We start from the raw sequence: 12,656 nt of genomic DNA, 5'->3' as shown, positions 1-12,656 counted from the left end.
GCTGGGGTTGAATCGAATGCAATTCGAATCACTTCTCCGCGCTGCCCGCCCAGAGGGTTTCATCTCGCGGCGCGGCGCATCACACCGTTACCCTTGAAGTGGTCCCATCCCCGGTTCGCGGGGTGAAGATCGCGGCTCTTGACCCAGTACAACGACCGAACGGGCGGGTCCGAAATCCGCCTTTGTCCCTTCAACGTTTACTGCCAGGAGTTGCAATGAAATTGAAACCACTTGCCGTGGCGGCATTGCTTGCCACCAGTGCGTCGGCATTTGCCGCCACCGACCTCGGGACGCTGGGAAGCGATCCGGTGTTCTTCAACGGCAGCGGGTCGGGCTTCGTGTTCGACACGTTCACCTTCACGCTGTCGGAGCTGTCGACGCTGCGCGTCGATGTCACCGACCTGAAGTTCCCGCCGACCTGGTCGTTCAGCAACCTGGGCATCGCCCTGCTCGACTCGTCGTTCGCGACGGTCGGCAGCGCCAACGCCGCCGACGGCCTGTCCTTCTCCGGGCTGGCCGCCGGCACCTACGCGCTGGCGCTGACGGGCTTCACCTCGGGCTCGATGGGAGGTGCCTACGCCGGCGTCCTGGCCGCCGCGCCGGTGCCGGAGCCGGAGACCTACGCGCTGATGCTCGCCGGCCTGGGCATCGTGGGCTTCATCGCCTCGCGCCGCCGCAACCACAACGTCTGACCGGCAGACGTCCCCACCTGGGTCAAGGGCGGTGCCATGCACCGCCCTTTTTCATGGGGTGCGGCGATAAACTCGCGCGTTCCGTTCACGCCCCGCCGTCCGCATGAGTCCGCCCCGCGCGCCGCAGCCCACCTCGATCACCGTGCACCAGGCCTCGCGCGTGCTGGAGGTCGGCTTCGAAGACGGTGCACGTTTTCGCATCCCGTTCGAGCTGATGCGCGTGTATTCGCCGTCGGCCGAGGTGCAGGGCCACGGCCCGGGCCAGGAGACGCTGCAGACCGGCAAGCGCGGCGTGCTCGTCGAGGCGCTGGAGCCCGTGGGCCACTACGGCGTGCGCCCGACCTTCTCCGACGGCCACGACAGCGGCATCTTCACCTGGGGCTACCTCTACCGCCTGGGCGCCGACGAAGCCGCGCTGTGGGCGCGCTACGAGGACAACCTGGCCGCCGCAGGCGTCGACCGCGACGCGCCGATGCCGCCCAAGCCCGGCCGCGCCTGCGGCTCCCATCACTCCTGAATCCCCCCATGGCCCAGACCCATTTCGGCTACGAGACCGTCGACGAGAGCGAGAAGGCGCGCCGCGTGCGCGGCGTCTTCGATTCGGTCGCCTCGCGCTACGACCTGATGAACGACCTGCTGTCGATGGGCATGCACCGGGCGTGGAAGGCCTACACGGTGGCGGTGGCCAACGTGAAGTCCGGCGACCGCGTGCTCGACATCGCCGGCGGCACCGGCGACCTCGCGCGCGCCTTCGCACGCAAGGTCGGCGAGAGCGGCACGGTGGTGCACACCGACATCAACGAGGCCATGCTGCGCACCGGCCGCGACCGCCTGCTCGACGAGGGCATGGTGCTGCCGACGACCACCTGCGACGCCGAGCACCTGCCGTTCGCCACCGGCAGCTTCGACCTCGTCACCGTCGCCTTCGGCCTGCGCAACATGACGCACAAGGACGCCGCGCTGCGCGAGATGTGCCGCGTGCTGCGCGACGGCGGCCGGCTGATGGTGCTGGAGTTCTCCAAGGTCGCCGCGCCGCTGGCGAAACCCTACGACTGGTATTCCTTCAACGTCATGCCGAAGATCGGGCGCTTCGTGGCCGGCGACGAGGACAGCTACCGCTACCTCGCCGAGTCGATCCGCATGCACCCCGACCAGCAGACCCTCAAGGCGATGATGAAGGAGGCCGGTTTCGGCCACGTCGACGTGCACAACATGAGCGCGGGCGTCGTCGCGCTGCACGTGGGGATCAAGTGCTGAGTCGGCTGGCGCGCCTGAAACGGCGCGTCGCGCCGCAACGGCACGCCGGGCGCCCGATGGCGCCCCTGTCGGCCGCCGGCGCCGACGTCGAGGCCTTCCTGCGCGTCGCGCGGGCGAGCTTCGTCGAACTGCAGGCTGCCTGGGACGCCGCGGACCTGCGCGCCCTGGCCTCGATCACGACCGAGGAACTGCTCGCCGAGCTGCGCGAGCAGCTCGAGGTGCGCGGCCCCGGTCCGAACCGCACCGAGGTGCTCGCGCTCGAAGCGCGGCTGCTGGGCCTGGACGAGGTGGGCGACGGCCTCGTGGCCAGCGTCGAGTTCTCGGGCTGGATCCGCGAGCGCCTGGAAGAGCGTGCGGCGCCGTTTCGCGAACTCTGGCTGCTGGCCAACCTGAAGTCGGCCGGTCGCGGCTGGCAGATCGCCCGGGTCCAGGCGCTCAGCTGAAGCCCCCGCCGCGCCGCGGCGATTGGTTCACATCCGTTGACACTTCGGGTCGTCCCGCGGTCTCGTCGCGCCCCCCGTTCCGAGGGCTGCTTGTAACCGCCGCGCGGGCGCGCCGAAGCGGGGCTCTGCCGCGCTGGCGCCTCTTCCTGCCTCGTGGCGCACCGGGCGCGCCGTTTGCCGTGCCCGTGGCTGGTCCCGCCGGCCCGGCGTCGCTGTCACGAGTACCGAACCGAAGTTGCACCCTGTAAGGGGCGACGCCCGGGGAGGCCCTCATAGACTGGCCCGGCCCCGCGGTGCCAGGCCCCCGGCATCGGAGCCGGGGCACCGCGACCGTCGCGCGCCCCGTGCCGCGGCGACCGATCGACTACCGGGGACCTCCTCATGGATCTGATGCTGACCGGAGGCGCCAGGCGCTCCGCGCCGCGCAACGCCTTCGCCCTCGTCGCGCTGTGCGCCGTGCTGGCGGCATGCGGCGACCGCCAGGAACGTGCAAGCCAGACGGCCGCGAAGGTCAACAAGGACGAGATCACCGTTCACCAGATCAACTTCGCGCTGCAGCAGCAGCGCGTGCGGCCCGAGCAGAGCGAGGCTGCGGCGCGGCAGGTGCTCGAGCGCCTGATCGATCAGCAACTGGCGCTGCAGAAGGCCGACGACCTGAAGCTCGACCGCGAGCCACGGGTCGTGCAGCAGCTGGAGACGGCGCGCCGCGAGATCCTGGCGCGTGCCTACTTCGACAAGATCGGCGAAGGCGCGGCCAAGCCCACGGCCGACGAGATCCGGGGCTACTTCGAGGCCAAGCCGGCGCTGTTTCGCGAGCGTCGGGTCTACAACCTGCAGGAGATCCTGATCGACGCACCGGCCGAACAGGTGCCGGCGCTGCGCCAGCGGCTGGCGCAGTCGGCCGACGTCGCGGCCTTCGTCGAGCACCTGAAGGCCGAAGGCATCCGCTACACCGGCAACCAGATCGTGCGCGGCGCCGAGCAGCTGCCGCTGGCCGCCGTCGACCGCATCGCGGCGATGAAGGAAGGCGAGGCGATGGTGACGCCGACGCCGGCCGGGCTGCAGGTGCTGGTCGTCGTCGGCTCGCGCGCGCAGCCGGTGAGCGAGGAGCAGGCGCGCGGCGCGATCGAGCAGTTCATGCTCAACGACCGCCGCCGCCAGATGGTCGAGGCGGACCTGAAGACGCTGCGCGAGGCGGCGGCGATCGAGTACGTGGGGCGCTTCGCGGCGGCGGCCTCGGCACCCGGCGGCAGCGCCGCCAACGGTGGCCAGGCCGACGGCCTGGCCGACGCCGGCAAGGGACTGGGGCTCAAGTGATGACGATGATCCGTTCGTTTCTGCTCCTCGTCTGCGCCGTGCTGGCCGGCTGGGCGCCCGCCGTCGGCGCGCAGCAGCGCCCCGCCGCGGTGTCCACCCCGGCCGCGCCCGAGTACCGGCTGGGTTCCGGCGACGTCGTGCGCATCAACGTCTACCAGAACCCGGACCTGTCGCTGGAGACGCGCATCACCGAGGCTGGCCTCGTCAGCTACCCGTTGCTGGGCAGCATCCGCATCGGCGGGCTCTCGGTGACGCAGGCCGAGCGCCTGATCGCCGACGGCCTGCGCAACGGCAACTTCGTCAAGCAGCCGCAGGTGACGCTGGTGGTGGCGCAGATCCGGGGCAACCAGGTCAGCGTGCTCGGCCAGGTGAACCGGCCGGGGCGTTATCCGCTGGAAGTCGCCGGCATGCGCCTGACCGACGTGCTGGCGATGGCCGGCGGTGTCGCCCAGGGGGGGGCCGAGAGCGTCGTCGTCAGCGGCGTGCGCGACGGCCGCACGCTGCGCCAGGAGATCGACCTGCCGGCGCTGTTCGCGCCCGGCGGCGGCGAGCGCAACCTCGTGCTGCTCGACGGCGACACCGTCTGGGTCGACCGCCAACCGCTGGTCTACATCTACGGCGAGGTGCAGCGCCCCGGGCCGCTGCGCATCGAGCGCGAGATGACGGTGATGCAGGCGCTGGCCGCCGGCGGCGGGCCGACGCAGCGCGGCACGCACAAGGGCATCCGCGTGCACCGCAAGGCCGCGGACGGCCAGGTGCAGGTCATCGAGCCGCAGATGGACGCCCGCGTGCACGACGGCGACGTCGTCTACGTGCGCGAGAGCCTGTTCTGAGGAGCGCACGATGTCTCTCGCGCAGATGATCGACATCCTGCGGGCGCGCAAGTGGGTGTTTCTCGGCCTCACCGGCGTCGTGATGCTGGCGACCCTGGTGCTGTCGCTGTTGCTGCCGCGCCAGTACCTGGGCACGGCCAGCGTGGTCGTCGACGTGCGGCCCGACCCGGTGTCGGTGACCGGGCTGCCGCCGCTGGCGCTCACCGGTTTCATGGCCACGCAGATCGACATCCTCAACAGCGAGCGTGTCGCGCTGCGTGTCATCCAGGACCTGGGCCTGGCGCGCGACCCGCAGATCCGCCAGCAGTGGCTGGAAGACACGGATGGCCGGGGCAGCGTCGAGCAGTGGCTCGTCGGCGCGCTGCAGAAGCGCCTGGACGTGCAGCCCTCGCGCGACAGCAACGTGATCTCGATCCAGTACAAGGCGCCGGACCCGCGTTTCGCCGCTGGCCTGGCCAACGCCTTCGCCCAGGCCTACATCGCGACGACGCTGGAGCTGCGCGTCAACCCGGCGCAGAACTTCAGCCGCTTCTTCGACCAGCGCACGAAGGAGGCGCGCACGGCGCTGGAGCAGGCCCAGACGCGGCTGTCCGAGTTCCAGCGCGCCAAGGGCATCGTCGCCAGCGACGAGCGCTTCGACATCGAGAACTCGCGCCTGAACGAGCTGTCGACGCAGCTGACGCTGATGCAGTCGGCCACCGCCGACTCGACGAGCCGCCAGAGCCAGGCGGCCGCCGGCCGCGGTGACCAGCTTCAGGAGGTGCTGGCCAACCCGGTCGTGGCCGGGCTGAAGTCCGACCTCGCGCGTGCCCAGGCCAAGCTGCAGGAACTGCTGCAGCGCCTGGGCGAGGCCAACCCGCAGGTGCAGCAGGCCCGCGCCAACATCGGCGAGCTGCAGCAGCGCATCGCCAGCGAGACGCGGCGGCTGACGGGCGGCGTGGCCGTGGCCGACACGATCAACCGCCAGCGCGAGGCGCAGATCCGCCAGGCGCTGGAGCAGCAGCGCCAGCGCGTGCTGCAGATGAAGGCGGTGCGCGACGAGGGCCTGGTGCTGGTGCGCGAGGTCGAGAACGCCCAGCGCCTGTACGACGGGCTCGCCGGCCGCTTCAACCAGACGACGCTGGAGGCGCAGTCGACGCAGTCCTACGTCGGCCTGCTGTCCGAGGCGCGCGAGCCGGCCGAGCCCTCGTCGCCGCGGCCGGTGCTCAACACCGTCATCGGCACCTTCCTGGGCGCGCTGCTGGCGCTGGCGGCGGTGCTGGTGCTCGAGCTCGCCGACCGCCGCGTGCGCTCGCCCGAGGACGCGGTCGCGGTGCTCGGCCTGCCGGTGCTGGGCGTGCTGCCGACGCCGGGCGCCAAGCGTTATCTCCCCGGCAGTCGCCGGCTCCTGGTGCCGCCGCGCCAGGACGGGCCGCAGCCATCCTCCTCGCTGACCGTGGGCGGCTGACCGCAGATGGAAAAGCTCAAGACTCCCCCGCGTTTCAGCGGCGAACGCCTGCTGGAGGACGCTTCCGCGAACGCGGTGCTCGACCGTTCGATCGGCAGCATCATCGCCGAGACCCGCAGCCTCAGCAGCGAGGAGATCGACCGCGTGCTGGTCTACCAGCGCCAGCAAGGCATCCGCTTCGGCGAGGCCGCCGTGGCGCTGGGCCTGGCCAGCCACGACGACGTGATGTTCGCGCTGGCGCAGCAGTTCCACTACCCGTATGCGCCGCAGCAGCGGCGCGACACCAGCCCTGAACTGGTGGCGCTGAACCAGCCCTTCGGCGTGCAGGCCGAGAGCTTCCGCTCGCTGCGCAGCCAGTTGCTGATGCGCCTGTTTGCCGACGGCCAGCCGCGCCGCGCGCTGGCCGTCGTCAGCCCTGACTCCAAGGACGGCAAGACCTTCTTCGCCGCCAACCTTGCCGTCGTGCTCGCGCAGACCGGCGCGCGCACGCTGCTGATCGACGCCGACCTGCGCCACCCGCGCCAGCACGAGGTCTTCGGCCTGGACAACCAGGCGGGGCTGTCGGGCATCCTGGCCGGGCGCGCCGAGTTCAACGTCGTGCAGATGGCGCCCGGGGTGGACAGCCTGTTCGTGCTGCCGGTGGGCTCGACGCCGCCGAACCCGACCGAACTCGTCGAGCGGCCGGCGTTCCGGCTGCTGATGTCCGAACTCGTCGCCAAGTTCGACCACGTGATCGTCGACACGCCGGCGGCCTGCTACGGCAGCGACAGCATCGCGATCGCCGCGCGCTGCGGCGCGGCGCTGGTCCTGGCACGACGCAATACCTCGCGCGTGGCGGCGCTGCAGTCGCTGGTCGGCACGCTGCAGGACGGCACGGCGGCGGTCGCCGGTGTCGTCTTCAACACCTTCTGACGGGCGGGGCCAGGTGTCCAGCGCCACCGGCTCCGCCGCCCCGGGCCTGCTCGCCGGCCCGCCGGAGGGCGGCCGCGTGCCCGATGCCGCCGCCTGGCTGCTGGTCGCGGCCGCGCTCGCGCTGCTGTACCTGCCCACCTTCTGGGGGCTGGCGGGCACGATCTGGGCCAGCGACGAGCAGGGCCACGGCCCGATCGTGCTCGGCCTGTCGGCCTGGCTGATCTGGCGCCAGCGTGCCGTGCTCTTCGGCCCGGGCGCGGCGGCTCCGCGCCCGGGCCTGGCCTGGGCGCTGCTGCTGGCCGCAGGCGCCGCCTATGCGCTCGGCCGCTCGCAGGACATCCTGCTGCTGGAGGTCGGCTCGCTGATCCCGATGGTCGCCGGCAGCGTGCTGATGCTGCGCGGCCCGCGCCAGCTGCGTGCGATCGCGTTCGCGCTGTTCTTCATGCTCTTCATGGTGCCGCTGCCGTCCAGCGTCGTCGACGCGCTGACGCAGCCGATGAAGATGGCCGTCTCGCAGGTCGCCACGCAGCTGCTGTTCTGGTTCGGCTATCCGGTGGGGCGCTCGGGCGTCATCATCCACATCGGCCAGTACCAGCTGCTGGTCGCCGACGCCTGCGCCGGGCTGCACACGCTGTTCACGCTCGAGGCCATCGGGCTGCTGTACCTGAACCTGGTGCGCTCGCAGTCGATGGCGCGCAACGTCACCCTGGCGCTGCTGATCGTGCCGATCAGCTTCATCGCCAATGTCATGCGCGTCATCGTGCTGGCGCTGATCACCTTCTACTTCGGCGACGCCGCGGGGCAGGGCTTCATGCATGGCTTCGCGGGCATGCTGCTGTTCGTCACCGCCCTGCTGCTGATCCTGCTCGTCGACGGCGTGCTGGCGATGCTGCTGCGCGGGCGGAGGCGGGCGTGAGCGCGGCCCTCGCGGCGCCGCGACCGCGCCGGCCCCTGCTGCACGCGGCGGCGCTGCTCGCGCTGGCGCTGCTGGTCTCGGCGGCGGCGGCCTGGATGCGGCCGCGGCAGGAGATCGCGCTCTTCGCCAGCGTACAGCTCGAGGCCGCGATCCCCGAACGCTTCGGCAGCTGGTCGCTGGATCCGGGCGTGCGCCCGGTGATCCCCGACCCGACGCTGCTGGCGTCGATCAACCGCATCTACAGCGACACGCTGGCCCGCACCTACGTCGATCGCGAGGGCCGGCGCATCATGCTGTCGGTGGCCTACGGCCGGCGCCAGAACGACACGATGCGCGTGCACCAGCCCGAGGGCTGCTACCGCGGCCAGGGCTTCGGCGTGCGTTCCTTCGGCCAGGAGGCGGTCGACTACGCCGGCACGCCGCACGCCGTGACTCGCCTGGAGGCCACGATCGGCCCGCGGCGCGAGCCCGTCACCTACTGGATGGTGATCGGCGGGCGCCACGCGACGACGCAGTGGCAGGCCAAGATCGCGCAGCTGCGGTTCGGCCTGCGCGGCTACGTTCCCGACGGGCTGATCTTCCGCGTCTCCTCGATCTCCGAGGACCCGCGCGCCGGCTTCGAGCTGCAGGACCGCTTCGTGCGCGAGCTGCTCGCCGCCGTGCCCGAGGCGCATCGCCAGGGCTTGCTGGGGCAATGAGGGCGCTCGCCTGGCCCGGCGTGCCGGTGCTGCCTCTCGTGCTGGGTGGCGGCCTGGTGCTGCTGCTCGTGCTGGCGATCGCGCTGTTCGCCGCCTCGGGCTTCTGGCTCGGCGGGATGCTGATCGCCGGCCTGCTGCTGGGGGCGATGCTGCTGATGCTGCCGATCCCGGTGCTCACCGTCGTGCTGCTGCTCGTCACCTTCGTCGCGCAGGGCACGGCGGGCTACTTCCTGCGGTTCCCGCAGGCCGCCTGGCTGCCGTATCTGCTGTGCCTGCTGCTGGCCGCGCGCGCCGTGGCCGGCGCAGCGGCACCGGCGGGCCATGGCCCGCGCCCGGCCTCGCCCTGGTCGAGCGCGCCGGTGCTGTTCCTGCTGCTGTACTGCGTCGCGCTGGCGCTGGCGACGCTGGTGAACCTGCCGCCGCTGGTGCAGGTGGTGGTCGGGCTGAAGAACGCCCTGCCGATCTGGGTCGCCGCGGCGATCGTGCTGCTGGGCGCGGGGCGCGCCGGCTTCGCGCCGCTGGTCTGGCGCGTGCTGCAGGTGGTGTTCTTCGTGCAGCTGCCGGTGGTGCTGTACCAGCACTTCGTCATCGTGCCGCGCCGCCACGACGCGCTGACGACGGGCATGGACGCGGTGGTCGGCACCTTCGGCGGCCTGATCGACGCCGGCGGCGCGAATGCCACGCTGGTCGCGTTCACGCTGCTCGTGATGGCCTACCGCCTCGCGCTGTGGGACCGCGGGCGCGCCGGCTTCGGCTCGCTGCTGCTGTACTGGGCGGTCGGGCTGGCGATCATTCTCTCCGGCGAGGTCAAGGCGGTGCTCGCCTGGTTGCCGCTGGTGCTGTTCTGGGTGCTGCGGCGGCGCGTGTTCACCAGCTTTGCCACCGCGGTGATCGCGCTGGCGCTGGGCGCGGTGCTGGTGGCCGGCACCTTCACCGCCTATGCCGCGCTGTACTGGCAGAAGATCGAGCACCGGTCGAACGCGGACCTGGTCGAGAAGATGGGCTACTTCTTCGACACCCGCAACATCGACTACTCGCGTGGCCAGATCAGCCGCGGCGCGTCGATCGCGCTGTGGGCAGCCGACCGCCACAACGACGTGCCGCACCGTCTGGTCGGCTGGGGTCCGGGCGCCAGCCGCGTCTCGGCCACCGGCGGCCTGGGCGAGGTGGCGCAGCGCTACGCGCCGCTGACGATCGCCGCCACCGGCGCGGCGCTGCTGCTGTGGGACGTCGGCCTGCTCGGGCTGGCCGCCTTCGCCGGGCTGCTCGCCAGCCTGGCCTGGACGCTGGCGCGGGCCTCGCGGTCCTCGGCCCTGCCGCCCGAGGACCGCGTCGCCGCCGACGCCTTCGCGGCGGTGGTGCTGGTCTTCCTCTCGCTGCTCGTCTACAACCGCTCGCTGCACGACGACGCCGGCATGCAGCTGATGCTGGCGCTGGCGCTGGGCTTCGCGCTGCATTGGCGCCGCGCCTGGACGGGTGCGCGCACGGGGCCGGCCCGGCGGGCCGCCGGCCAGCCCTGATGGCGTCGCTCGGACGGTTCGCGGCGACGCGCCTGCTCGCCGGCGTGATCGGATTGCTGCAGGTGCTGCTGCTGGCGCGCTGGATGCCGGTGGCCGAGTTCGCCTCCTACTCGGTGTTGATGGCGGCCATGGCGGTGGCCACCGTCGTCGGTTCTCTGGGCGTGGACCGGGTGCTCTATCGCCAGCTGCCGCTGGCGCATCTGGCCGGTGCCAGCGCCGAGGTGCTGCGCCTGGGCCGCTGGGCGCTGGCGGCCCGGCTGGCCGTCGCGACGCCGGTGGCTGCGGCCATCGTCGCCGTGACCGGCGCGCCGGGCGGCGCGCTCGGGCCGCTCGAGTCGATGGCCTTCGTCGCGCTGCTGACGGCCACCCAGGTGCAGGCGGACTTGAGTTCGGCCACCGCCAACGCGCTGCTGCGTTTCGAGGCCCAGGCGCGCATCACGACCACGATGCTCGCGGTGCGCCTGCTCGCGGCCTGGGCCGTGCACCTGGGCCCCGGCGGCCTGTCGGCCGAGGCGGTGCTGGTGATCTCGATCGCCGGCAACCTCGTCCAGACCGGGCTGGTGCGCTGGCTGGCGGTGCGCCCGGCGCTGGCCGCGGCCTTGCCGGCCGCGGGAGGCCCGCGCTACGAGGCGCCGCCGATCCGTGCCCTGGCAGCGGCCTCGGGGACCAACTACCTGTCCTACCTCTTCGGCCTGCCGTGGCAGGGGCCGACCGCGACGCTGATCGTCGGCGCCACCGCGGGGGCCGCGGAGACGGCGCTGTTCGCGCTGCTGATGAACCTGATGGAGCGCACGCGCCAGTACCTGCCGCTGCAGCTGCTGCAGAACGCCGTCGAGCCGGCGCTGATCCGGCGTTATGCCGTCGATGGCGACCACGCCGCCGTGGCGCGCCAGGTGGAGCTGCTGCGCCGCGCCAACTTCGGCCTGCTGGCGCTGGTCGCGGTACTGTGCCTGGCCTTCGGCGATCAGGCGATCGGCGCGCTCACCGCGGGCAAGTACGCCGGCGGCGGCACGCTGGCGGCGCTGATGTTCGCGGCGCTGGCGGTGCGCGGCGTCAGCGGCGGCCTGTTCATCAGCGCCAACGTGCTCGGCGAGATGCCCGCGCTGACGCGCATCTACGGCGTCGTCACGCTGGCGGCGCTGCCGCTGCTGGCCTGGGCGGCGCTGCGCTGGGGCGGTTCCGGCGTCATCGTGGTCTCGGTGCTGCCTTCGGTGCTGCTGTGGGCCGGGCTGCGCCTGCGCGGCTGGCGCTGCGCGCTGGGCGTCTGGCGCGTCGACAAGGACCTGCTGTTCGTGCTCTCCGGCGGCCTGGCCTTCGGCGCCGGCGAGCTGGCGCTGCGCGCGCTCGCCGCGCCCTGGGCGCTGCCTTGCGGCGCCTCGGCCTCCACCGTCGCCTACGTCGCGGCGTCGCGCCTGGCGCGTGCGTGGCGCGGCGTCGACCTGCAACGCCTGCGAGAAGGCTTGAAAGGACATGCCGCATGAGCCGGCCCAGTGTCTGCGTCGTCACCTGGTTCTACGACCACCAGCCGGGATTCCTCGACTTCCGCTACCGCATCGAGTGCCTGGCGCGGCGCTTCGACACCACGCTGGTGCTGCGCAGCGCGCGCTTCGTGCCCGAGTTCCAGGATCTGCCGCTGACGCTGCGTATCGTCGAGGAGTCCGGCAGCGGCACGCGCTCGCTGCTGCGCTACCAGTGGCGTGTCGCGCGGCTGCTGCGTCGCGACGTGCCCGACCGCGTGCTGCTGCTGGGCGCGCAGCTGGCGCTGGCCGCCTGGGGCCTGGACCCGGCGCGCACCGCGCTGTACTGGAACGAGCACCCCACGCACACCTTCCATGGCGGCCGCTGGGGCGCGCTGTCGCGGCTGGCGAACGCGGTGCTGGTGCGCGCGGCCTTCGCCGGCGCGCGCCGTGCCGGCACCGTGATGCCGATCGGCGAGGCGCATCGCGAGGACCTGCTGCGCCGCCGCGTCGACCCGGCGCGCTGCCGCCTCGTGCACATGGGCGTGCACGAGCGTTTCGCCGCCGCCGCCGCGCGGGCCCCGGCCCGCGTGCCGGGCCGGCCGCTGGCGCTGATCTACACCGGCACCGTGGCCGAGGACCGCGGCCGCGACGTGATGCTCGAGGGCCTGGCCCTGGCGCGCCGCGCCGGCATCGATTGCACCCTGACCCTCGTCGGCGCCGGGCCGGCCGAGCAGGCCTTCTGCCTGGCGCGCGGACGCGAGCTCGGCATCGCCGGGGCCCTGACGGTGCTGGGCCGGGTGCCGGGCGACGCCATTCCCGGGCTGCTGGCCGCCGCCGACGCCGGGGTCTGCCTCTGGAGGGACCGCGTGTGGTGGCGTTTCAACCCGCCGACCAAGCTCTTCGAGTACCTCGTCGCCGGGCTGCCGGTGCTCGCCAGCCGCATCCGCACCCACACCGACTACGTCGAGGACGGGGTGCACGGCCTGATCTTCGACTACGCGCCCGAAGGCTTTGCCGACGCCATCGCGCGCCTGGCCGCCGACGCGTCGGCGCTGGCGCGGCTGTCGGCCGCGGCAGCGCACGCCGGGGCGCGTTTCCGCTGGCAGGCCATCGAGCCCCAGTTCCTCGAGGCGCTCGACGCCGCCTGACCCGGGCACGACC

General features: G+C 72.5%; 13 protein-coding genes. All 13 read left to right on the top strand.

The genetic code is table 11. The annotated features are described in order from the left end of the window. Positions 1 to 215 precede the first annotated feature (215 nt). The 13 genes from EV684_RS15820 (at position 216) to EV684_RS15760 (ending at position 12,643) form a co-directional block, all read left to right on the top strand. On the top strand, positions 216 to 692 hold the full coding sequence (locus tag EV684_RS15820; RefSeq protein WP_132648256.1) for an FxDxF family PEP-CTERM protein: 477 nt from the start codon (positions 216 to 218) through the stop codon (positions 690 to 692). A 103-nt stretch (positions 693 to 795) separates the two neighbouring features. After that, a complete protein-coding gene (locus EV684_RS15815; RefSeq protein WP_132648255.1) occupies positions 796 to 1,209 on the top strand; it encodes a gamma-butyrobetaine hydroxylase-like domain-containing protein in 414 nt (137 codons plus the stop codon). Positions 1,210 to 1,217: 8 nt separating this feature from the next. Next, positions 1,218 to 1,949: a bifunctional demethylmenaquinone methyltransferase/2-methoxy-6-polyprenyl-1,4-benzoquinol methylase UbiE gene (gene ubiE / locus EV684_RS15810; protein WP_132648254.1), complete on the top strand. Its 732-nt coding sequence runs from the start codon at positions 1,218 to 1,220 to the stop codon at positions 1,947 to 1,949. Positions 1,950 to 2,005: 56 nt separating this feature from the next. Further along, entirely contained in the window at positions 2,006 to 2,392 is a 387-nt protein-coding gene (locus tag EV684_RS15805; protein ID WP_242478509.1) for a Tim44 domain-containing protein, read from the top strand. Positions 2,393 to 2,773: 381 nt separating this feature from the next. Beyond that, positions 2,774 to 3,709, top strand: coding sequence for an EpsD family peptidyl-prolyl cis-trans isomerase (locus EV684_RS15800; RefSeq protein ID WP_132648252.1), 936 nt, complete (start codon positions 2,774 to 2,776; stop codon positions 3,707 to 3,709). A gap of 5 nt (positions 3,710 to 3,714) precedes the next feature. Continuing rightward, positions 3,715 to 4,542 (top strand): polysaccharide export protein EpsE, encoded by an 828-nt coding sequence (gene epsE, locus EV684_RS15795; RefSeq protein ID WP_242478508.1) that lies wholly within the window; start codon positions 3,715 to 3,717, stop codon positions 4,540 to 4,542. Positions 4,543 to 4,552: 10 nt separating this feature from the next. Continuing rightward, entirely contained in the window at positions 4,553 to 5,989 is a 1,437-nt protein-coding gene (gene epsF / locus EV684_RS15790) for a chain length determinant protein EpsF (protein WP_132648250.1), read from the top strand. 6 nt (positions 5,990 to 5,995) lie between these two features. After that, positions 5,996 to 6,901 (top strand): polysaccharide biosynthesis tyrosine autokinase, encoded by a 906-nt coding sequence (locus tag EV684_RS15785; RefSeq protein WP_132648249.1) that lies wholly within the window; start codon positions 5,996 to 5,998, stop codon positions 6,899 to 6,901. Positions 6,902 to 6,914: 13 nt separating this feature from the next. After that, positions 6,915 to 7,817, top strand: a complete 903-nt coding sequence (xrtB, locus tag EV684_RS15780; protein WP_243651183.1) for an exosortase B — start codon at positions 6,915 to 6,917, stop codon at positions 7,815 to 7,817. After that, on the top strand, positions 7,814 to 8,515 hold the full coding sequence (epsI, locus tag EV684_RS15775) for an exosortase-associated protein EpsI, B-type (RefSeq protein ID WP_132648248.1): 702 nt from the start codon (positions 7,814 to 7,816) through the stop codon (positions 8,513 to 8,515). Before xrtB ends, epsI begins: the two co-directional genes overlap by 4 nt. Next, positions 8,512 to 10,035, top strand: a complete 1,524-nt coding sequence (locus EV684_RS15770) for a hypothetical protein (protein ID WP_132648247.1) — start codon at positions 8,512 to 8,514, stop codon at positions 10,033 to 10,035. The genes epsI and EV684_RS15770 overlap by 4 nt, the downstream gene beginning before the upstream one ends. Continuing rightward, the gene (locus EV684_RS15765; protein WP_132648246.1) at positions 10,035 to 11,516 is read left to right on the top strand and encodes a hypothetical protein; all 1,482 of its coding nucleotides are present in this window, start codon (positions 10,035 to 10,037) and stop codon (positions 11,514 to 11,516) included. The genes EV684_RS15770 and EV684_RS15765 overlap by 1 nt, the downstream gene beginning before the upstream one ends. Next, positions 11,513 to 12,643: a glycosyltransferase family 4 protein gene (locus EV684_RS15760; protein WP_132648245.1), complete on the top strand. Its 1,131-nt coding sequence runs from the start codon at positions 11,513 to 11,515 to the stop codon at positions 12,641 to 12,643. The genes EV684_RS15765 and EV684_RS15760 overlap by 4 nt, the downstream gene beginning before the upstream one ends. Positions 12,644 to 12,656 lie beyond the last annotated feature (13 nt).

The organism is Rubrivivax gelatinosus, from assembly GCF_004340905.1.
Classification (GTDB): domain Bacteria; phylum Pseudomonadota; class Gammaproteobacteria; order Burkholderiales; family Burkholderiaceae_C; genus Rubrivivax; species Rubrivivax gelatinosus.
This window is presented reverse-complemented; position numbering and strand designations above follow the sequence as displayed.